The sequence below is a fragment of the Pseudomonas sp. B23(2017) genome, from assembly GCF_002113725.1.
Lineage (GTDB): Bacteria > Pseudomonadota > Gammaproteobacteria > Pseudomonadales > Pseudomonadaceae > Aquipseudomonas > Aquipseudomonas putida_Z.
This window is the reverse complement of sequence record NZ_NEJM01000005.1, coordinates 339,009-360,771: the sequence shown is the minus strand read 5'-3', so window position 1 is coordinate 360,771 and position 21,763 is coordinate 339,009. Positions and strand designations below refer to the sequence as shown.

General features: G+C 66.0%; 19 protein-coding genes. 18 read left to right on the top strand and 1 reads right to left on the bottom strand.

All coding sequences use genetic code 11. The features are described from left to right. Positions 1–385: 385 nt before the first annotated feature. Positions 386–652: a hypothetical protein gene (locus CAG46_RS11730; RefSeq protein WP_085615397.1), complete on the bottom strand. Its 267-nt coding sequence runs from the start codon at positions 650–652 to the stop codon at positions 386–388. A 503-nt stretch (positions 653–1,155) separates the two neighbouring features. On the opposite strand from CAG46_RS11730, the gene mnxG reads away from it, so the two are divergent. The 18 genes from mnxG to CAG46_RS11640 all read left to right on the top strand — a co-directional run bounded on the left by mnxG (position 1,156) and on the right by CAG46_RS11640 (position 21,755). Further along, positions 1,156–7,005, top strand: coding sequence for a manganese-oxidizing multicopper oxidase MnxG (mnxG, locus tag CAG46_RS11725; RefSeq protein ID WP_085615399.1), 5,850 nt, complete (start codon positions 1,156–1,158; stop codon positions 7,003–7,005). A 20-nt stretch (positions 7,006–7,025) separates the two neighbouring features. After that, complete coding sequence (locus CAG46_RS11720; RefSeq protein ID WP_085615401.1) at positions 7,026–9,002, top strand: cytochrome D1 domain-containing protein; 1,977 nt, start codon at positions 7,026–7,028, stop codon at positions 9,000–9,002. Then, the gene (locus CAG46_RS11715; RefSeq protein ID WP_085615403.1) at positions 8,999–9,655 is read left to right on the top strand and encodes an SCO family protein; all 657 of its coding nucleotides are present in this window, start codon (positions 8,999–9,001) and stop codon (positions 9,653–9,655) included. Before CAG46_RS11720 ends, CAG46_RS11715 begins: the two co-directional genes overlap by 4 nt. Next, positions 9,652–10,317, top strand: a complete 666-nt coding sequence (locus tag CAG46_RS11710; RefSeq protein ID WP_085615405.1) for an SCO family protein — start codon at positions 9,652–9,654, stop codon at positions 10,315–10,317. The genes CAG46_RS11715 and CAG46_RS11710 overlap by 4 nt, the downstream gene beginning before the upstream one ends. A gap of 239 nt (positions 10,318–10,556) precedes the next feature. Further along, positions 10,557–12,047 carry an ABC transporter substrate-binding protein gene (locus CAG46_RS11705; protein WP_178080699.1) on the top strand — a complete coding sequence of 497 codons (1,491 nt, stop codon included), beginning with the start codon at positions 10,557–10,559 and terminating at the stop codon, positions 12,045–12,047. Positions 12,048–12,059: 12 nt separating this feature from the next. Continuing rightward, positions 12,060–12,701, top strand: a complete 642-nt coding sequence (locus CAG46_RS11700; protein ID WP_085615407.1) for a SurA N-terminal domain-containing protein — start codon at positions 12,060–12,062, stop codon at positions 12,699–12,701. Positions 12,702–12,949: 248 nt separating this feature from the next. Next, the gene (locus CAG46_RS11695) at positions 12,950–13,483 is read left to right on the top strand and encodes a response regulator (RefSeq protein WP_178080698.1); all 534 of its coding nucleotides are present in this window, start codon (positions 12,950–12,952) and stop codon (positions 13,481–13,483) included. Positions 13,484–13,543: 60 nt separating this feature from the next. Beyond that, complete coding sequence (locus CAG46_RS11690; RefSeq protein WP_256575077.1) at positions 13,544–15,349, top strand: GspE/PulE family protein; 1,806 nt, start codon at positions 13,544–13,546, stop codon at positions 15,347–15,349. After that, positions 15,333–16,124, top strand: coding sequence for a hypothetical protein (locus CAG46_RS11685; RefSeq protein ID WP_085615412.1), 792 nt, complete (start codon positions 15,333–15,335; stop codon positions 16,122–16,124). The genes CAG46_RS11690 and CAG46_RS11685 overlap by 17 nt, the downstream gene beginning before the upstream one ends. Before the next feature lies 1 nt (position 16,125). Next, entirely contained in the window at positions 16,126–16,668 is a 543-nt protein-coding gene (locus CAG46_RS11680; RefSeq protein WP_085615414.1) for a PilN domain-containing protein, read from the top strand. Next, positions 16,655–17,218, top strand: coding sequence for a GspMb/PilO family protein (locus CAG46_RS11675; protein WP_085615416.1), 564 nt, complete (start codon positions 16,655–16,657; stop codon positions 17,216–17,218). Before CAG46_RS11680 ends, CAG46_RS11675 begins: the two co-directional genes overlap by 14 nt. Next, positions 17,218–17,727, top strand: a complete 510-nt coding sequence (locus tag CAG46_RS11670) for a hypothetical protein (protein WP_085615418.1) — start codon at positions 17,218–17,220, stop codon at positions 17,725–17,727. The genes CAG46_RS11675 and CAG46_RS11670 overlap by 1 nt, the downstream gene beginning before the upstream one ends. Next, the gene (locus CAG46_RS11665; RefSeq protein ID WP_085615420.1) at positions 17,724–19,589 is read left to right on the top strand and encodes a secretin N-terminal domain-containing protein; all 1,866 of its coding nucleotides are present in this window, start codon (positions 17,724–17,726) and stop codon (positions 19,587–19,589) included. The genes CAG46_RS11670 and CAG46_RS11665 overlap by 4 nt, the downstream gene beginning before the upstream one ends. Then, on the top strand, positions 19,586–20,065 hold the full coding sequence (locus CAG46_RS11660) for a type II secretion system protein (protein WP_015270589.1): 480 nt from the start codon (positions 19,586–19,588) through the stop codon (positions 20,063–20,065). The genes CAG46_RS11665 and CAG46_RS11660 overlap by 4 nt, the downstream gene beginning before the upstream one ends. A 5-nt stretch (positions 20,066–20,070) precedes the next feature. After that, positions 20,071–20,445, top strand: a complete 375-nt coding sequence (locus CAG46_RS11655; protein ID WP_024087221.1) for a type II secretion system protein — start codon at positions 20,071–20,073, stop codon at positions 20,443–20,445. Next, positions 20,420–20,947 carry a type II secretion system protein gene (locus tag CAG46_RS11650; protein ID WP_013972856.1) on the top strand — a complete coding sequence of 176 codons (528 nt, stop codon included), beginning with the start codon at positions 20,420–20,422 and terminating at the stop codon, positions 20,945–20,947. The genes CAG46_RS11655 and CAG46_RS11650 overlap by 26 nt, the downstream gene beginning before the upstream one ends. Next, complete coding sequence (gene csgE, locus CAG46_RS11645; protein WP_085615422.1) at positions 20,944–21,345, top strand: curli production assembly/transport protein CsgE; 402 nt, start codon at positions 20,944–20,946, stop codon at positions 21,343–21,345. The genes CAG46_RS11650 and csgE overlap by 4 nt, the downstream gene beginning before the upstream one ends. Next, on the top strand, positions 21,342–21,755 hold the full coding sequence (locus tag CAG46_RS11640; RefSeq protein ID WP_085615425.1) for a curli assembly protein CsgF: 414 nt from the start codon (positions 21,342–21,344) through the stop codon (positions 21,753–21,755). The genes csgE and CAG46_RS11640 overlap by 4 nt, the downstream gene beginning before the upstream one ends. Positions 21,756–21,763: the final 8 nt, after the last annotated feature.

Sequence of the window (21,763 nt, the reverse complement as noted above, 5' to 3'; positions counted from 1 at the left end):
ACAGCTACAACGGCTATGAAACGCCAGTAGCCATGGAGGAAAAGCTCAAGGCAGCGGCATGAACCTTAACCGGTGTCCAAAATTACTTGACCAGATCAAGGCCGCTCCTACACCGACCGCATCGGTTTCAAGCCATGCGCTGTACCTGGGAGCAACTGTCTTGCTCAAATTCCAAAAGGTGGCGCGATTTGTGTGGGAGCGGCCTTGTGTCGCGAAAGGGCTGCAAAGCAGCCCCAGCAATTTCAACTGTTGCGCATCAACCCTGGGGCCGCGTTGCGGCCCTTTCGCGACACAAGGCCGCTCCCACAGGTACAGCGATAACCTCGAGAGCAATGCTGTACCTGTGGGAGCTGGCTTGCCGGCGATGAGGCCAGTCGACTCTACTTCAATGCCAGGTGATATCCCCGGCCTGTCGGTGGAACAGCAACTCTGTCAGGGCCTTGGTCATCTGAACATGATGTACCGCATTGACCAACATATTGATGCCGGGCTCGCCGGCGTTGGCGCAGATGAATTCGTCCAGCGTGTCTTCGATGCCAGACATCAGCTGAAGGGTGTGGATCAGAGCTTCAACCGAGGGCATGTCCTGGTTGATGGTGTAGAAGGGGCGGGACGTCAGTTTGACGGGTGGGTCGGGGACGAGCTTTTTCATTATGTAATTCCAGCTTCTAGAGGAATGGAACTACCACCGGAATCTTTCTCATGGATTGAAGGTGGCAGCCGTACGCGGGTGTGAGAAAGCCGAGAAGAAGCTAGCAAAGACCCGGCCAGGCGAAAGCCCGCCCACGTACGGCCACCATAGAGGTGCTGCTAGCTTATCTGTCGGGTTCTCATGCCCGGTCACCAAAGCGACCCGAAAACGTTATCCGTGAGGTGTTTCCCCGACAACAGCGATAGTTCGGCAGCGCGCGTAGGATAATTCCCAAGCGGGTCGTTTCTGAAGTATTTGGATTTATGTTCAGAAATGTCTTACAGGCGCTGAAAATCTTGTGACGAACACCTGCAACCCACCCCCCGTTTCGGGGAAAACCGCTGGGGAATCCTCCCCAATCTGTTTCGTTTGCCGCTGCAACCAACTGAAAACAAAAGCAATCCGCTCCTGGCATACACCTTGCTCCAGCTCCACGCAGAGATCCTGTGTCCCGGAGGTGCAGCATGTCTATGCCACTCAAAGGCCCCATCCTGTCATCACTCGTTCTGGCCTTGCTCGGCTGGGAGTCGACCAGCGAAGCCGCCGTGCAGTGCCAGCGCACCCTGGTCGCCAACGTGGTGGCGCTGGACCAGCCACTGATGTTCAACCGCCTTGGCGCGCAAAACGCCAACGGCATGATGTTCGCCCTGCGCGAGGATGTGGTGGACGACAAGATGGTCCCCCTCAGCAGCGGCGGGGCGGCAGTACCGGGCAAGGTCACCCTGCGCCCGGACAAGCGCCCGCGGCCCATCGTGCTGCGGGTGGCCGCCGGTGAATGCCTTACCGTCAACCTGACCAACCTGCTCGACTACAAGGCCAACCCCAACAAGCACGGCATCGAGGCCGAAGAGGCTGAGGGCGAAGAGGAGGGGCCGGAGCTCGAAAACGAAGCCGCCGAAGGCTTCGTCGCCGACGAGCAGGTGGCCGAGCGCATGGTCGGCTTCCAGGTCAATGGCATGCAGGCGGTCAACAGCATCGCCGACATTTCTGCCTACACCGGGCGTAACGGCAACTTCTTCGTCAGCCCTGGCAGCACGCGCAGCTATACCTTGTACGCCGAACGCGAAGGCGCTTTCGCCGCTACCAGCAAAGCCGCCACCTTCGGCGGCGAGGGCACTGCGGGTAACGTTGCCAACGGCCTGTTCGGCCAGGTAGTGGTGGTGCCCAAACTCGGCCGCACCTACCGCAATACCCTCACCGAAGAAGAAATGCGCCTGGCCACCACCGGCCGTACCGCCACCGGCCAGCCGGTGATCGACTACGAAGCCCGCTACCCACAAATGCAGCCCTGGATCGCCGAAGGCAAGGCTGGCAAGCCGATCATTGCCATGGTCGACGGCAACCAGATCATCAACAGCGAAACCGATGCCATCGTCATGGGCCCCAACCCCGATGGCAGCTTCCCCAAATCCACCTATCCGCTGGAAAGCCTGGGCAAGCGCAACCCGGCGTTGCCCAACCGCCTGGAGGCGTTCCGTGACTTCGCCTCGCAGTTCGCCGACGAGGTTGCCGGCACCCAGGCGTTCCCTGGCTACTGGGCGGACCCGGTGATGGGCCACGTACTGGAACCCACCCGCGACTCGTTCATGATCAACTACGGTTCCGGTGGCATGGGCGCCGAAGTGGTGGCCAACCGCCTGGGCGTGGGGCCGATGCATGACTGCCTGTCGTGCGCCTATGAGGAGTTCTTCCTCAGTGCGCACACTGTCGGTGACGTCGGTACCTTGGTGGACGTGCCGGCCAACGTCGGCCTGGAGCACATCCGCCCTGGCGAGGTACCACCGGCCAGCGCTGTCGGGGTCAAGGCCAGCATGGCCCTGTTCCCGGCGGAACCGGCCAACGTGCACCACAGCTACATCGGTGACTTCACCAAGTTCCGCAACACCCACAACGGCCATGAGCAGCACATCTTCCACCTGCACGGCCACCAGTGGCTGTTCAACCCCAATGACGACAATTCCGACTACATCGATGCCCAGGGCATCGGCGCGGGGGTCGGCTACACCTACGAAATCGCCAACGGCGGTTCGGGCAACCGCAACCGGGTGGCGGGCGATGCCATCTACCATTGCCACTTCTACCCGCACTTCGCCCAGGGCATGTGGGCCATGTGGCGGGTGCACGACGTGTTCGAGGAAGGCACCCGCCTCGAGGTGAGCGGGCAGGGCGAGAACGGCTTCCACAGCACCCCGTTCGCCCTGCGCAGCGGCAAGCCGGCGGTTGGCGCCCGGGCCCTGCCCGATGGCGAGATCGTTGCCGGCACGCCGATCCCGGCCATCGTGCCGCTACCTGGCAAGGCCATGGCTCCCATGCCAGGCAAGGTGGTGGTGGTACCGAAGCTGTCCGAAGCGCTGGTTGCCGCCAATGATGACGACGACGAGCCCGAGGAAGAAGAGGATGAGGAGCCAGCCAACCAGGCGCCCGTTCGCAAGGCCATCGGCTCGCTGGCGCTGGTCGACCGCAGCGACGCCAACCGCAACGCCGACGGCACCTTGAAAAACCCTGGCTATCCGTTCTGGATCGGCGGCATGGAAAGCAGTGTGGGCAACCGCCCACCAACCCCGCCACTGGACATGCTCGACCCGGCCATGGCACGCCAGCTCAAGGAAAGCGGCAAGGCACTGTGGGCCAACCTCGACCCGAACCAGGTCGATGGCTGGGATGGCGGCCTGGGGCGCCATGCGCTGGACGGCGTATCCGCCGGCGGCGAGGCCGAAACCACCACCACCAAGCTCGATTTCACCAAGGTGGTACACAAGGCCAAGCCGATCTACCTGCCCGAAGAGGGCACCGATGTCGAGCAGGCGGCCATGCAGTTCCACGCCCTGGCCGAACACCCAAGCTTCGCCCTGATCCCCGGCAGCCAGCCGGTGGCCAAGGCGTTCCGCACCAACGGCGCCCTGCCGACTGCCGGCGCGCCGTTCTACGAGCCGTGCATGGATGACCGGGGCAAACGCCTGACCCAGTCTTCCGGGGTAGGCGAGTACTTCAGCGGCGAGAGCCTGTCGGGCCTGAACTTCCGTGGCGCCTCGGCCTTCACCGCCGACCGCCCACGCATCTACAAGGGCGCCAACATCCAGTTCGACGCGGTGTACAACAAGGTCGGCTACCACTTCCCGCAGGCCCGCATCATCGCCCTGTGGGAAGACGCCTGGCCGGTGATCACCAAGCAGCGCCCGCCAGAGCCGCTGGTGATGCGCATGAACACCTTCGACTGCACCATGTACCAGCACACCAACCTGATCCCGAACATCTATGAGATGGACGACTACCAGGTGCGCACCCCGACCGACGTGATCGGCCAGCACATTCACCTGCCCAAGTGGGACCTGACCGCCGCCGATGGCTCGGCCAACGGCTGGAACTACGAAGACGGCATCCTTTCGCCCGGCAGCGTGGTCGAGCGGGTGCAGGCCATTCGTGCCTACAACGGCTGCACCCAGGGCGATAGCCGCGACGGCACCGCCGCCTGCCCGCAAGCCCGGCAGCACCCGTACTTCGGCCGCTTCGGCCGGGCCGACTGGCTGGGCGCACGCACGGCCATGCAGCGCTGGTTCGCCGACCCACTGGTGAACGTGTACAACGTCGACCGTGGCCTGGGCACCATCTTCACCCACGACCACCTCGGCCCATCGACCCACCAGCAGCTTGGGCTGTATGCCACCGTATTGGCCGAGCCGGCCAACTCCACCTGGTACCACGCCGAAACCGGCGAGAAGCTGTACAACCCGGCCACGCGCCAGGACGGTGGCCCGACCTCGTGGCAGGCGGTGATCCAGACCGGTGACCACGATGGCGACGGCAAGAACGACAGCTACCGCGAGTTCTTCCTGGAATACAGCGACTTCCAGCACGCCTACGAGGCCGGTGTGTACGTCGGCGCCGGGCCGGACGGCATCCCCAATGCCCAGTCGTACCCGGCCACCGCCGACAGCTTCCGCTACGCCATCAACCCGCCGGTGCGCGGCAAGGCGTCGAACCTGCTGGAAGCCATCGTCGAGGAACGCGGCGGCATCAACCCCGGTTGCCCAAGCCGGCCCTGCCCGCAGGCGATCTCGGTGGATGACCCGGGCATGTTCGTCGTCAACTACCGCAACGAGCCCCTGGCCCTGCGTGTGTACGACCCGAACAAGGTCGGCCCGGACGGCAAGCGTGGCATGCAGGCCGACGGCCTGGCCGGCGACCTGAGCTACGCCTTGCAAACCCGTACCGACCGCGCCATCCCGGCACTTAACCTGGCGCCCTCGGCGATCACCTCGGCGGTCGGCCCCACCGGCGGCACCACGCTGTTCCCGCCGCACATCAACGTGGCCGGCAGCGAACCGGGCGACCCGTTTACCCCGATGCTGCGCACCTACTCCGGTGACAACGTACGCCTGCGCATGCACGCCGGTGGCCATGAAGAGGAGCACAACATCACCTTGCATGGCGTGAAGTGGCTGCAGAACGGCACCGGCTACGGCAACAGCTCCAACTCGGGCTGGAAGGCATCGCAGATGATCGGTATTTCCGAACAACTGGGCTTCATGGCACCGGTGTCGATGATCTCCAGTTCCGCAGCCACCAACGGTGACTACCTGTATTCGCTGGATGCGGCCCTGGAGGGCTACTGGAACGGCATCTGGGGCATCATGCGTAACTACACCGCGCAGCGTGCCGACCTGTTCCCGCTGCCCAACAACCCGCAGCCGGTGGCCATGCGCAACACCGTGAACTTCGATGGCATCTGCCCGAAAACCACGGCCAACCCCAACGGCATCGGCAGCCGCCCCACGGTCAAGCGCAGCTACGAAATCGTCGCGGCACTGGCCAACGACATCCTCGAGAACCGCAACGGCGTCAGCATCAACGACCCGGCCGGTGTCGGCCAGCATGTCGGCGGCCCGCTCAAGGCCAACGGCGGCACCCTGGTGTTCAACAGCCGCAAGACCGCCATCCCGCTGGTCAGTGGGGTAGACCCCGAAGATGGGGAACCCTTCACCATCGGTGGCCACAGCGCGCCGCTGCACGACCCGACCGCGATCCTGTACGTGCGCAAGGCCGACCTGGACGCCACCACCGGCAAGCTCAAGGCGGGCGTGCCCGTGGAGCCGCTGGTGCTGCGCGCCAACGCCGGCGAGTGCATCAGCATCACCCTGGAAAACCGCCTGCCACTGGTGATGCCGGACCTGCCCAGCACTGCGGTGATGCACAACGTGGTCAAGCGTGACCGCTTCGACAGCGAGGGTGCCACCGCCTTTGCCAACAACCTGATGCGGCCGTCCAGTCACGTGGGCCTGCATGCCCAGCTGCTGGCCTACGACATCACCAAGTCCGACGGCGCCAACGTCGGCCTCAACCCGGTGCAGACCGTGGCCCCGCGTGCCGGCACCAGCGGCGCCTGGCCGACCCGTACCTACCAGTACTATGCCGGCCACCTGGAGCGTGAAGGCAAGCCGGTGTCGCAACTGGGCCGCACGGTGGACAACATCAACACCACGGCCATCGAGTTCGGCGGCCTCAACCTGACCCCGTCGGACTTCATCAAGCAGCCGCAGAAAGGCCTGGTGGGTGCCATGAGCATCCTGCCGCAGACCGCCACCTGGACCGAGGACACCGCAACACGGGCCCAGGCTACGGTCAAGGTCACCGGCCAGCCGGACTACCGCGACTTCGTCACGGTCTGGCAGCGTGCGCTGAACATGCGCTGGGCCGACGGCCGCCCGGTGGAGGGCATCAATACCGAAGGCAACGGCGCCGCTGGCGACCCGCAGGACAACGGCAACATGGCGGTCAACTACAAGACCGAGCCCCTGTGGCTGCGCTTCGGCATGGCCCCCGACTCACCCTTCGGCCGCGCCGCCGGCCTGGGCTTTGGCGATGTGCCCAACGCCCACATGGCCTACGCCAACGCCCTGGTCGGCGGCGACCCGCAAACCCCGGTGCTGTACGCCAAGCCCGGCCAGCCAGTGCGCAACCATATCGTGATGCCCAGTGGTGGCAGCCGCGGCATGGTCTACCAGCTGGATGGCCACTTGTGGCCGCTGCACAACTACCAGGCCGAGAAGAACGACGTGGACGGCTACCCGCTGAGCCTGCCCGGCATCGGCTCGGTGCGCTTCGGCTACAACCCGATGGCCATGTACATCGGGGCCCAGGAAAGCGTGCTGCCGGCCGCGCACTTCAGCTTCATGCTGCCCAGTGCCGGCGGTGCCAACGCGGTGGCGGGCGACTACCTGTTCCGCGACTACGCCGCCTACGGCAACCTCTCGGGGCTGTGGGGGATCTTGCGGGTGACCAATGAAGCGCCGCCGGCAACGGCACCGGCGCAGTGACGGTAAATGGGGGCGCGAACATGAACAAGAAGACCCGCCTTGCATACATGGGGGTAGCACTGGGGGCTGTGCTGATCGGCCTGGGCGTGGCCTATGAAAGCCTCTGGTGCGATCCGCGCGAGTATTTGCAGGGCTCTGACGACCCGCAGGCCCCGCACCGGCTCAGCCGCGACGGCGTAACCGTGGAGTTCGAGGCCCGGCCGCTGGCGGGGGGCGAGCTGCAGGAGGGCAGCTTCGCCAACATCCGTTTCAAGGTCAGCGACCAGGCCAGTGGCCAGCCGCTGTCGGGCATGGCCCCAGGGGCGTGGATCGACCCGACGCAGTCGGCCCCGGAGGGCGACCGCGACCAGAGCTGCAAGGCCCGTGTCGCGCTGTTCCTCAAAAGCAGTATCGGCGCCCGGCCTTTGCTCGACCTGAACAGCTACTTCCTGTTGATGATGAACAAGGACGCCAGCCTGACGGTGATCGACCCGACCGTATCGGTGGGCGGCGTGACCAGCACCATGGCCCGCATCGACCTGCCTGGGCGGCCCATGGACTGGGTGGCCACCGGTGACGACAAGCTGGTGTTCGTGTCCATCCCGGAGCGCGGCAAGGTTTCGGTGATCGACACCGAAACCTTCACCCGCGTGGCCGACCTGAACGCTGGCGACCAGCCCCTGCGCGTGGCCCTGCAGCCGGACCAGCACCGGTTGTGGGTAGGCAACAACAGCAGCGATCCGGCCAAGGGCGGGGTAACGGTGATCGATGTACCGGGGCGCAACACCCTGAAAACCTTCAATACCGGCGGCGGGCACCACGAAATCGCCTTCAGTGCCGACTCGCGCTACGCCTATGTCAGCAACCGCGACAGCGGCACCCTGAGCGTCATCGACATCCCGGAAATGCGCCTGGCCAAGACCATCAAGGTTGGCCCGCACCCGCTGTCGGTCAGTTATTCGGCGTTGTCCCAGGCGGTGTACGTGGTCGATGGCGAGGAGGGCAGCGTGCGCGTGTTCGATGCCCGCAACCACCAGCTGCGCCACACGGTCCAGGCCGCCCAGGGCCTGGGGCCGATGCGCTTCAGCAGCGATGGCCGCTACGGCATCGTGCTCAACACCCTGGAGAACCAGGCCCTGGTGATCGACGCCAGTACCGACAAGCTGATCCACCAGATCCCGGTGGCGGCCGAACCGTACCAGCTGACCTTCACCAAGGGCTATGCCTACGTGCGCGGCCTGGCTTCGCCGAAGGTGAGCATGATCAACCTGGCCAGCCTGGGCGAAGGGCGTTCGCCGATCATCCAGGGCTTCGAGGCCGGCCCGGCGGCGCCACGCCAGGCCGGTGACCTGCCGCTGGCCCAGGGGCTGTCGGTGTCGCGTGACGACAATTCGGTGTTCGTGGTCAACCCGGTGGACAACACCACCTATTTCTACGCCGAAGGCATGAACGCACCGATGTCCGGCTACAACAACCGTGGCCACCAGGCCCGCGCCGCCATCGTCGTCGACCGCAGCCTGCGCGAACTGGCGCCGGGCGTGTACGGCTCGACGGTTAAGATGCCCGCTGCCGGCAAGTTCGACGTGGCCTTCCTGCTCAACCAGCCGCAGATCATCCACTGCTTCAGCACCGATGTGGCCGCAGCGCCGAATGCCGGCAGGCGCAAGGGCGCCCACGCCGAGTTCATCGGCCTGGACCGGCCGTTGTCGCAGCACAGCGCCGTTACCGCGCGGGTGCGCATCGTCGGCGACGACGGCCAGCCGCGCCTGGGCCTGAGCGACCTGAGCCTGCGCTACTTCCTGGCGCCTTCGTCGATGCCGCAAAACCTGCAACTGGAGGAGGTGGGCGAGGGCATCTATCAGGCAGCCCTGACCCTGCCCGAAGCCGGCGCCTGGTACCTGCACGTGCAGTCGCCGTCGCTGGGGCGCAAGTTCGCCGAGGAAAACTACACCAGCCTGCGCGTCCTGCCGGCCGCATCGTCCACCGTTTCCGAGAATGACGTGAGGAATCTGCGATGAACGCCAAGCATGCTTGCAAACTGTTGGCTCTGAGCCTGGCTTTGGCCGGCAACCTGGCCCAGGCCCATGGTGGCCACGACCACAACGGCCACGCCGAACAGCCGCCGGCGGCGCGCCAGGAAAAGGCCAGCGTGCGCTTTGCCGATGTCTCGCTGCTGAACCAGGACGGCATGCCGGTACGCCTGGAAAAAGACCTGGTGGGCGACCACCTGGTGGTCATGGGCTTCATCTACACCAGCTGCACCACGGTGTGCCCGGTGGTGTCGTCGATCATGGGCAAGGTCCAGCAGCAGCTGGGTGGCCGGGTAGGGCAGGACATTCATCTGGTGTCGATCAGCGTCGACCCGCAACGTGACGACGCCAAGCGCCTGCAGGACTACGCCAAGGCCTTCCAGAAGGGGCCGGGTTGGAGCTGGCTGACCGGCACGCCGTACGCCATCAGCGAAACCCTCAAGGGCCTGGGCAGCTTCAGCGCCGACCTCAGCCAGCACCCGCCGCTGATTTTGGTGGGTGACGGGCGCACCGGGCACTGGACGCGCTACTACGGGTTCACCGACCCGGCAGTGCTGATCGACGAAATCAACCGCCTCGGCGCCCGCCGTGTGCATGCCAAGAGCACGGCCATTGCCGACCATCACGAGGTGCAACCATGAGCCAGGTAAGCAACCGCCGCGTTGGCATGCGCGGTTTTGACTGGCTGGTGCTGGGTGGCTGCCTGTGGATCCTCGCCTCGGTGGCGTTCGCCCATGACGGCCATGCCCCGCAGGCGCCAGAACCGCAACCGGCCCCGCAGGCGATGACCAGTGGCGGCGGCACCCGCGATGCCCAGACCTGGTTCACCGACACTGTGCTCAAGGACCAGAACGGCCGCGAGCTGCGCTTCTACAGCGATGTGCTCAAGGACAAGGTGGTGATGCTCAACGTGATCTTCACCCACTGCACCGACGCCTGCCCGCTGATTACCCGCAAGTTGCGTGAAGTGCGCGAGACCATGGGGCCGCAGGTGGCCAGCCAGGTGACCTTCGTGTCGATCAGCAGCGACCCGCTCAACGACACCCCCGAGGTGCTCAAGGCGTTTGCCGAGAAGCAGGGCGTGGATGGGCCCAACTGGTTGTTCCTGACGGGTGACAAGGCCAATGTCGACCTGGTGCTCGGCCGCATCGGCCAGTTCCTGCCCAGCCCCGAGCAGCATTCGACACAGCTGATTGCCGGCGACGTGGCCGGCAAGCGCTGGAGCAAGATCCGCCCGGATGCGCCGCCTGCGGCGATTGCCCAGCGCATGCAGTTGCTGGCACTGCCTTTGGCAGGGCGGTGAGCATCATGCGATCTCTGCGGCATTGGCCTCTGTGGCATCTGCCACTCTGGGAACTCACTTTGTGGATGCGGTCTTTGTGGGAGCGGCCTTGCGTCGCGAAAGGAGCGCGCAGCGCTCCCCGTTATCTGGGTTGGTGCAACTATCGCTGGGGCTGCTGCGCAGCCCTTTCGCGACGCAAGGCCGCTCCCACAAAGGCCGCTCCCACAGGGCTTGCGATCTGGTTGGCGTTCGTGCTCGGCATGGCACACTTTTCTTCTGCCTTTGCCCTGGACCTGACCGAACATGAACAAGCCGGCAAACACCTCTACCGCGAAGGCGTCTCCAGCAGCGACGCACAGCTGCAAGCCCGTGTCGGCGCCAGTGACATGACGGTCCCCGCCAGCGTGCTGCCCTGTGCCAGCTGCCACGGTAACGATGGCCGCGGCCGCGCCGAAGGGGGGGTACGCCCGCCCAGCCTCGACTGGCAGCGCCTGGCGCAAGGCCAGGGCGAACGCGAGGTCAACGGCCGCCGCTATCCGGCCTACACCGACAGCAGCCTGGCCCGGGCCATTCAGCAAGGCCTCGACCCGGCTGGCAATCGCCTGGACCCGGCCATGCCACGCTTCGAGCTGACCCTGGCCGACCAGCGCAACCTCACGGCCTACCTCAAGCGCCTGGCCCAGGAGCGCGACCCCGGCGTGGAGGAGGGTGTGCTGCGCCTGGGCACCTTGCTGCCGGCATCCGGCCCGCTGGCCGAGGCCGGGCAGGTGGTGCGTGCGGTGCTGGAAGACGGCCTGACGCAACTCAACCAGCAGGGTGGCATCCACGGGCGACGCCTGGAACTGGTAGTGCTCGACCCGGGCGCCGACCCGGCGAGCGCCGAACGGGCACTGCAGCAGTTGCTGGAGCAGGAGCGGGTGTTCGCCCTGATCGCGCCATTGGTACCCATGCTCGACCAGCGCCTGGCAACCTTGCTGGCGCCACACAATGTACCGCTGATCGGCAGCACCCCACGCAGCGGCGGCAGCCCACAGATTTTCGACCCGTTGCCCGGCTTGCCCGCGCAATTGCTGAGCCTGGCCGGCCACGCCCGCGCAGCGCTGGGCCTGGCAGCGGGCGACCTGCGTGTGGTGTATGCCGGCAATGAACATGCGGCGTTGGCCGAACAGGTGCGCGAACGCCTGCAGCAGCAGGGCTGGGCAACACCTGCGGCCCAGGCCTTTGCTGGCCATGCCGTGGACGGGCAGGGCATTGTCTTCCTCGGCCGTGCCCAGGCCTTTGCCGAACTGGCTTCGGCGCTGCAGTCAGCCGGCCGCCAGCCATACCTGTTTGGCGCCTCCAGCCAGGTGACCGGCGCCGTGGCGCGCTTGCCCGAGTTCTGGTCGCAACGGGTGTTCCTGGCTTATCCCTACGTGCCCGAGGACTGGACCGAACAGGGCCTGGCGACCCTGGCCGGCCTGCAGCAGCGCCAGGGCCTCGACCCTCGCCAGGCGTCGTTGCAGGTCAACACCCTGTGCGCCCTGCGCCTGTTGAGCGAAGCGTTGAAGCAGACTGGCCGTGACACCAGCCGCGAGCAGCTGATTGCCGCGCTGGAAGGCCTGCATGATGTGTCCACCGGCCTGACCCCGGCCCTGGGCTTCGGCCCCGGTCGCCGCCAGGGCATGGCCGGTGCCCATGTGGTGGCGGTGGCCCTGCCCGGGCCGCGCTTTACCGCGGTCACCCCGTACCGGCCACTGCCGGACAGCCCTTGAGCGGAGGTTGCCATGCGTGTTCTGTTGTTGTGCCTGTTGCAGGTGCTGGCCAAGGCAAGCTGGGCCGATATGCCGGCGGCGCGGGTCAACGGTGTGGAGATCGAGACGATGCGCCTGGAGCGCTATTTCAGCGAATACCTGGACGCCCAGGGCCGCGCGGTGGCCAGCATCCGCAACCCGAACCTGTACCAGCGCCTGCGCGATCAGGCACTGGATGAACTGATCGACAAGGAGCTGTTGTGGCAGGAGGCCCAACGCCTCGGCATAGCCATCAGCGACGAGCAGGTGTCGGCGCATGTGGGCGACATCGAGGCCGCGCTTGGCAGCCCGGCAATTTTTGAGCGGCGGCTGGCGGAAGCGGGCTTCGATAGGGCACAGTACAATGAGTACACCCGGCGCGAGCTGGCCGCGCAGCAGGTGTACGCCCAGCTCAGCGCGGTCGCCGCGCCCAGCGAGGCCGAAGTGGAGGCATTCTATGATGCCAATTCGCAGAACCTGCAAGGAGTGCAGCAACAAAGTGACGAGCCTTCGGTCATACGCGAACAGGGCCTGGTCCTGGCCAGGGCCACGCTCATCGGGCAGCGGGAGGCGCAGGCGCGCCAGTCCGTGCGCCAACGTTTGCGTGCGTCCGCTACCGTGGAGATCGCCGACTGAGGCCCCTGATGGCGTTTCCCCAATGCTGGGGAATTACGAAATGGCAGTGTGCCATCAGTTTCCCCGCATGTGGGGAACGGGGCCGGTGCGCCTGCCCGCCGCGTTGCGGGGATTGATCGGTGCACCTGCAAAATCAATGAGTTACGGTTATTCAGCATGACTATTCACGCCTGGCACGAAGCCTGCTCAAGCCTGTACAGGGGCGCACTTCGCAGACCGGGTAACCGGGCAGTTCTTGGGAGTCGACCTTGGTGAACAGAGTATTGGTAGTCGATGACGAACAGACTCTTGCGCAGAACCTGCAAGCGTACCTGCAGGCGCAAGGCCTGGAAGTTCATGTTGCCCACGACGGTGCCAGTGGTATCGAGCAGGCTGCAAGCCTGGCACCGCAAGTGATCGTGCTGGATTACCGCTTGCCCGACATGGAGGGTTTTCAGGTTCTGGAGACCGTACGCAGGAACAGGCAGTGCCACTTCGTGCTGATTACCGCCCACCCCACCGTCGAAGTGCGTGAGCGGGCCGCCGAACTGGGTGTGAGCCATGTCCTGTTCAAGCCGTTCCCGTTGGCGGAACTGGCCCGTGCAGTCTTCGACCTGATGGGCATCGAGCGCCGGCGCAGGGCCACGGACAACCCGGCTGAAGGGTTCGTCGAACGACGCCAGAACAGGAACGAATCGTTCCCCCTGCAGTTGTACGATGGAAGCTGGGTATTGGCCGACCGCCGCCGCAACGGCGCCAAGCCCCCAGGGCCCGACGACGATCAACTGCTCACAGGGGAATAGCGGCGCCCGCACCCCTGGCCGAGCCAGCCTGCGACGCGCCCCTGAGCGGAGTCGCAGGCCATGCCAGAAGCATTCGATGCAACCCAGGACGCTCCACCGCCTGCACCGGCCTCTTCGCGGGTAAACCCGCTCCCACAGGGGCACTGCAATCCTGAAGATATCGAAAATCCTGTGGGAGCGGGTTTACCCGCGAAAGGGCCGGCACAGGTAAAAGCATATTCTGCCTACCCCCGCGACCTCTTGGCCCAGGCCCGCCTGCAAACCAGCGACGAACGCCTGCTCACCCGTCTGGAACAGCTGGCCGGCGACACCCCCGACACCTTCACCCAGCGCCTGGGCCTGACCCTGCATTACCCGGTGCTGGGCAGCCACCCGCTGCTGGCGAGCACCCCACGCTTCGACAAGGTCAGCCTGGCGATGTGCCTGAAGCGTGAATTCGTGCTGATCGAGCAGGGCGGCCAACTGCTGGGCGTGTTCGCCGACCCCTTCGACCACGCCCGTCTGGCCTGGATCGACGACGTGCTGCAAGGCGCACCGCTGTACCTGGCCCACGCCGCCGACCTGGCCACCTTCCTGGCCCGCCACGAAGAAAGCTTCCACGCCGTGGACGCCCTTGACCACGACGCCGAAACCAGCAGCGAAAGCGACCCGCTGCAGCGCCTGTCGCTGGCCAGCATCAGCGAAGACCAGAGCCGCGTGGTCAAGCTGGTCAACTCCACGCTGTACGACGCCCTCAAACTGCACGCCAGCGACATCCACCTGGGCATGACCGGCCAGGGCCTGACCATCAAGTACCGCATCGACGGTGTGCTAAACGGCGCCGGCAAGGCCAGCGGCAGCGCCTTCGCCGACCAGGTGATCTCGCGCATCAAGGTGATGGCCGAGCTGGACATCGGCGAAAAACGCGTGCCCCAGGACGGCCGTTTCAAGGTTGCCGTGGGCGACCGGCAAATCGACTTCCGGGTATCGATCATGCCCAGCATCTTCGGCGAAGACGCGGTGCTGCGGGTGCTCGACAAGCAGGACCTGTCCGACCGGGTCAGCGGCGTTCAGCTGCAGGCCCTGGGCTTTGCCGAGGAAACCCTGCGCGCCCTGCGCCGGCTGGCCGCCGAACCCTACGGCATGATCCTGGTCACCGGCCCCACCGGCAGCGGCAAGACCACCACCCTGTACGCCATGATCAGCGAGATCAACCACGGCGTGGACAAGATCATCACCATCGAGGACCCGGTCGAATACCAGCTGCCCGGCGTGCTGCAGATCCCGGTCAACGAAAAGAAGGGCCTGACGTTCGCCCGCGGCCTGCGCTCGATCCTGCGCCACGACCCGGACAAGATCCTGGTCGGTGAAATCCGCGATCCGGACACCGCGCAAATCGCCGTGCAGTCGGCGCTCACCGGCCACCTGGTGTTCACCACCATCCACGCCAACAACGTGTTCGATGTGATCGGCCGCTTCAGCCAGATGCAGGTCGACCCCTACAGCTTCGTCTCCGCGCTCAATGCGGTGCTGGCCCAGCGCCTGATCCGCCTGGCCTGCCCGCACTGCGCCACGCCGTGCGAAGTCGACGACGACACCCTGTACGGCGCGGGCCTGACCCGCGAGAACGTGGCCGGCTGGAAGTTCGTCCGCGCCCAGGGCTGCGGCCAGTGCCGCGGCAGTGGCTACCGCGGCCGCAGCGCCATCGCCGAGCTGCTGCACCTGGACGACGACCTGCGGCAGATGATCGTCGAGCGCCGCCCCCTGTCGCAAATCAAGAACCTCGCCTGCCAGCGCGGCCTGCGCTTGCTGCGGGCCTCGGCCCTGGACCTGGTCCGGGATGGCCGTACCACTCTCGAGGAGATCAACCGTGTCACATTCATCTGATCGTGGCGCTTACAGATACAGTGCCGTACTCGGCGCCGAAGGTGCAGGCCTGGGTAGCTGGCACACCAATCACCACCAATGGCTGGGCAGCCGCGACTTTACCTGTGATGCCGCCCAACCGGCCTGGGAGGCCGCCGTCGATGCCCTGGCCACGCTGCTGGCCGAGCATGCCGTGCGCGGTGCCCAGTTGCGGGTGCTGCTGTCGGCCCGCTACAGCCGCTTCTGCCTGGTGCCCTGGAGTGATGCCATCAGCCACCCGCGCGAACTGGACGCCTACGCCCGGGCCTGTTTCGAAAACCTCTACGGGCAGCCGCTGGACGACTGGCGCATCGTGCTGTCGCCCGAGCCGGCCGGTGCCGCACGCATCGCCACGGCGCTGCCCGAAGCCCTGCTGCAGCGGCTGCAGGCGCTGGGCCGGGAAAGTCACCTGAGCCTGCGCTCGGTGCAGCCGTACCTGATGGCCGCCTACAACCGCTGCTCGGCACAGCTGGAGCAGGGCGACTTCCTGTTCGTCCTGGCCGAACCGCGCCGCAGCGTGCTGCTGCTGGCCGCCGGCGGGGCCTGGCAGCAAGTGCTGGCGCAAGGCTGCGCCGACAGCGACCAGGCCCTGCAAGCATTGATCGAGCGCACCTGCGAGCTGTACGGCGAGCACCTGCCACGGGTCTACCTGCATGCCCCGGGCCGGGGCGAGGTGCCGCAACTGGCGGCGGTGCAGCTGTGCCAGCCGGCCAGCGACGCCGACCCGCTGTGCGCCATGTGGCGGGCGGTGGCCTGACATGCGCCGCCTCGACCTGGAATTCCAGCCCCGGCGCAGCAGCCCGTTGGCCTGGTCGCTGCTGGCCGTGGCGATTGCCATGGTCGCCGGCCTGGTGCTGCTGCAACAAAGCTTGCAGGCCGAGCAGGTCGAAGTGGAGGCCAGCGTGCACAGCCTGGAGCAGCAACTGGGCCGTCGCCCGGCCACTGTCGCACCGCTGGGCAGCGCCGCCAGCCGCGAACAGGCCGAGCGCCTGGCGCAGATGCAAAGCGTGTCGCAGCAGCTGCAACGGCCCTGGCAGCAGCTGTTCGCCATGCTCGAAGCGCAGCCGCAGGACGACGTGGCGCTGCTCAGCCTGGCCCCCGACGCGCGCAAAGGCCAGCTGCGCATCACCGCCGAGGCGCGCAACCTGGAAGCGATGCTGCAGTACCACCAGCGCCTGGAAGCCAGTGCCGAGCTCAGCGATGTGTCGCTGCTCAACCACGAGGTGCTGGCCGCGCAGCCCGAGCACCCGGTGCGCTTCACCCTCACCGCCACCTGGGAGACCGGCCATGCGCGCCCGTGAATCGCTGAACAGCCTGATCCTCCAGGAACGCCTGCGTCGCGTCGGCCCGGTCGGCCTGGCTGCGGTTGCGGTGGGCCTGCTGGCCGTTGGCGTGCTGTGCGGTGGGGTGGTGCCGCAATGGCAGAACCTGCGCGAACTGCGCGCCGCCGAAGCGGACGCCAGCGTGCAGGTCGAGCGGGTCAGGCGTGGCGAGCTGAAGATCGCCATCAAGCCCGAGCAGCAGGCCCTCGACAGCCTGCGCCAGCAACTGCCGGGGCAGCCCCGGGCCAGCGAGCTGATCGAGCGCCTGTACCACCTGGCCAGCGCCGAGCATATCAGCCTGGCGCGTGGCGAATATGCCCTGGGCATCGACCCCAGGACGCAACTGGCGCGCTACCAGATCGTGCTGCCGGTGCGCGGCAGCTACCCGCAGATTCGCGGTTTCCTCAGGGGCCTGCTCAAGCAGTTGCCGACCCTGGTGCTGGAGGACCTGGAGCTGCAACGCAAACGCATTGGCGACAGCGAGCTCAACGCCCGCCTGCGCATGACCCTTTACCTGTCGAGGTCGTGATGAACACACAACGTGCTGTCATCTGGGTTGGCTTCCTCGGCGTGAGCGCGGCGCTGGCCTGGGCCCCGGGTCATTGGTTCGGCGAGGAAGACAGTGTTGCCCCCTTCGCGGGCAAACCCACTACCACAAAATCGGCGGTATCCACGGTCCCTGTGGGAGCGGGTTTACCCGCGAAAGGGCCGGAACAAGCCTCAAGAGATCTCTTCCCAACCCAGCAATGGACCAAACCCCAGGCCCTGGCCACCGTCACCGAACAACCCGTGGTCACCGCACCCGCCGTAGCCGCAGCCCCGACTGCCCCGGCCCTGCCATTCCAGTTCATTGGCCGCATCGGCGACCGCGACGACCTGCAGATCTTCCTGCAGAGCGGCGAAAAACTCTACGTCGTGCGCCAGGGCGACGTGATCGAAGACACCTACCGCCTCGAACGGGTATCGGCCAGCGAGCTGCACCTGGTCTACCTGCCTTTGCATCAGTCGCAGACTTTGTCTGTAGGGAGCGCTCCATGAAGTCGTCAAAGCTGTGCAAACCGGCTCCGTTCCTGCTAGTGGCGCTGTGCGTGGCCATTGCCGGCTGCGGCTCCAACGCGGTACGCAAGGACAGCGACCAGCTGATGAAGGAGGGCCAGTACGAAGCCGGCATCGCCCGCCTGGAAGAAGCCCTGCGCGAGGACCCGCGTGACACCGAGCTGAACATCGCCCTGGCCCACAGCCGCCAGGCCGCGGTCGAAGCGCTGCTGACCCAGGCCGACGCCGACCGCATCCGCCACGACTTCGCCAGCGCCCGCATGGGCTATGGCCGGGTGCTGACCCTGGAGCCGAACAACCGCCGCGCCCAGGAAGGCATCCGCCAGCTGGAGCTGATCCGCACCCTCGACGAGCGCGTGGCGCTGGGCCAGGCGGCGCTGCGCCAGGGCGACCTGTTCGGTGCCGAGCGCTACATGCGCGAAGTGCTGCGCCTGGACCCGCAGAACCAGAAGGGCATTGCCCTGCGCAGCGACATCGAGAACGTGCAGGCGCGCACCGCGCAACCGTTCCCGCAGCTGCGCAGCAAGCTGGAGCGGCCGGTGACCCTGGAGTTTCGCGATGCCAACCTGAAGAGCATCTTCGAGGTGCTGTCCCAGGTCGCCGGCATCAACTTCATCTTCGACAAGGACATGCGCCCGGACATGAAGGCCACCATCTTCGTGCGCGAGTTGCGCATCGAGGACGCCGTGGCGCTGCTGCTGGAGCAGAACCAGCTGCGGCAGAAGATCGTCAACGAAAACACCCTGATGATCTACCCCGACTCGCCGCAGAAGACCAAGGACTACCAGGAACTGGTCATGCGCACCTTCTACCTGACCAGCATCGACTCCAACACCGCGCTGAACATGGTCAAGACCATGCTCAAGACCCGCGACGTGTTCGTCGACGAACGCCTCAACACCCTGACCATGCGCGACACCCCCGATGCCGTGCGCATGGCCGAGAAGCTGCTGCAGTCGCAGGACCAGTCCAACCCCGAGGTGGTGCTGGAAGTGGAGGTGATGGAAGTGGCCACTTCGCGCATCCTCGACCTCGGCCTGCAATGGCCCAACACCTTCGGCGTGCTGAGCTCCGACGGCCAGCCGGTGAGCGTGCTCGACCAGCTCAAGGGCATCGACTCCAGCCGCATCAGCATCGCGCCGGCGCCGCAGGCCAAGATCAACGCCCAGGACAAGGACATCAACACCCTGGCCAGCCCGGTAATCCGCGTCAGCAACCGTGAGCAGGCGCGCATCCACATCGGCCAGCGGGTACCGATCATCAGCGCCACCTCGGTGCCGTCCACCCAGGGCCCGGTGATCACCGAAAGCGTCACCTACCTGGACGTGGGCCTTAAGCTAGAGGTGCAGCCCACCGTGCACCTGAACAACGAAGTGGCGATCAAGGTAGCCCTGGAGGTGAGCAACGCCACCCCGCTGGAAGCCACGCGCCAGGGCACCATCCCGGTCCAGGTCGACACCCGCAACGCCCAGACCACCCTGCGCCTGCACGATGGCGAAACCCAGGTGCTGGCCGGCCTGGTGCGCAACGACCACAACGCCAGCGGCAACAAGATCCCGGGCCTTGGCGACATCCCCGGTCTGGGCCGGCTGTTCGGCAGCAACAAGGATGACATGAGCAAGTCGGAGCTGGTGCTGGCGATCACCCCGCGCATCGTGCGCAACCTGCCGTACCAGAGCCCGTCGGACATGGAGTTCGCCACCGGCACCGAGTCGGCCATGCAGGTGCGGCAGATGGCGCCGTTGCCGCCGGCGGATGTGCCTGGCAATGCCCCGGCCACCGATGCCCCGGTGGTGGAAAGCCAGATGGCGATCGCCCCGGCCAAAGGGAGCCCGCGGCCATGATCGCGCAGCGCCGCATGCAGGGCTTCAGCCTGATCGAGGTGGTGCTGACCCTGGCACTGCTCGGGCTGCTTGCCAGCATGGCCGCGCCGCTGACCGAAACCGTGGTGCGCCGCGGCAAGGAACAGCAGCTGCGCGAGGCGCTGTACCAGATTCGCGACGCCATCGACGCCTACAAGCGCGCGTTCGATGCCGGCTACATCGAGAAGCGCCTGGACGCCAGTGGCTACCCGCCGAACCTGCAAGTGCTGGTGGACGGCGTGCGCGATGTGCGCAGCGCCAAGGGCGCCAAGTTCTACTTCCTGCGGCGCATCCCGCACGACCCGCTGGTGGCGGCCAAGGGTGAGGACGAAGGCGGGTGGGGGCTGCGCGCCTACGACAGCAGCCCCGACAACCCGCGCGAAGGCGAAGACGTGTTCGACGTGTATTCCAAGGCCCGCGGCAAAGGCCTGAACAACATCCCCTACGGGCAATGGTGACAGCCATGAAACGCAGCAAAGGCTTCACCCTGATCGAACTGCTGGTGGTGCTGGCGATCATCGCCACGCTGATGACCATCGCCATGCCGCGCTACTTCAACAGCCTGGAAAGCTCCCGTGAAGCCACCCTGCGCCAGAGCCTGGCGGTGCTGCGCGAGGCGCTGGACCACTACTACGGCGACACCGGCCACTACCCCGACTCGCTGGAGCAGTTGGTGGAGCAGCGTTACCTGCGCAACACCCCGATAGACCCGATCACCGAGCGCAGTGATGCCTGGCAGCTGGTGCCACCGCCCGAAGGCGTGGCCGGCGGCGTGGCCGATATCAAGAGCGGTGCCACAGGGAGGGCGCGCGATGGCAGCCTGTTCGCGGAATGGTAAGGCCGACGCCGGCTTCACCTACCTGGGCGTGTTGCTGCTGATTGCGGTCAGCAGCGTGGCCCTGGCCGCCACCGGCACGCTCTGGGCCAGTGCCGCCCAGCGTGACCGCGAACGCCAGCTGTTGTGGGTGGGCAGCCAGTATGCCCAGGCCCTGCGCAGCTACTACCGCGCCTCGCCGGGGCTGGCCCAGTATCCGCAGGAACTGGCCGACCTGCTGCAGGACAACCGCTTCCCGCAGGCCAGGCGGCACATTCGCCGGCTGTACCCAGACCCCATCACCAACAGTGACGATTGGGGCCTGCTGCGCTCGATCGATGGCCGCATCACCGGCGTGCACAGCCGCTCGGACGCCACTCCGTTCAAGCGCAGTGGCTTCAGCGCCGAATGGAGCGGTTTCGATGGGCTGGAACATTACAGCGACTGGCAGTTCGTCGCCGAGCAGGCCTTTACCGAAAGTGCCGGTGGCGTGCAGACCCATGCCGGCCCGGGAGACACGCCATGAGCCGCCTGGCCGCGCTGTGCCTGGGCCTGCTGCTGGTGGCAGTGCTGGCCACCTCGGCCAGGGCCGGGGACGAGGACGAGATGCAAGGCTTCATCGTCGACAACACCATCTCGCACATCGGCCACGACTTTTACTACTACTTCGCCGACCGCCTGCGCGCCACCAGCCGGCTTGATTTCAACCTGGTGGTGCGCGAACGCCCGGATGCCCGTTGGGGCAGCCTGGTCACCGTGGAATTCGAGCGTGAGGTGGTGTACCGCCGTTTCCTGCCGCCGAACATCACCGAGCTCAAGGACGAGGCCGTTGCAGCAGCCGACCTGGTCAAGCAGCAAATCATCCAACGCAAGTTGCAACGCCTGCTGCAGGACACCACCGATCTGGAGAGGGACGAGCTATGAAGTACCACATACCCCGTTGCATCGCCGCCTGCCTGTTTGCCAGCGCATGTGCCGCCCAGGCCACCGAGCTGGTGTACACCCCGGTCAACCCGGCCTTTGGCGGCAACCCACTCAATGGCACCTGGTTGCTGAACAACGCCCAGGCGCAGAACGACTACGACGACCCCGACCTCAAGGACCGCTCCTCGGCCTTTACCGGCACCACGGCCCTGGAGCGCTTCAGCAACCAGCTGGAGTCGCGGATGTTGTCGCAGTTGCTGGACAACATCAGTAACGGCAACACCGGCAGCATGGCGACCGATGCATTTCTCATCGACGTCATCGACGATTCCGGGGCCTTGAGTATCAAGGTCACCGATCGCGCCACAGGAGAAGTTTCGATCATTGAGGTCAGCGGCCTGAACCCTTGAGGGGGCAA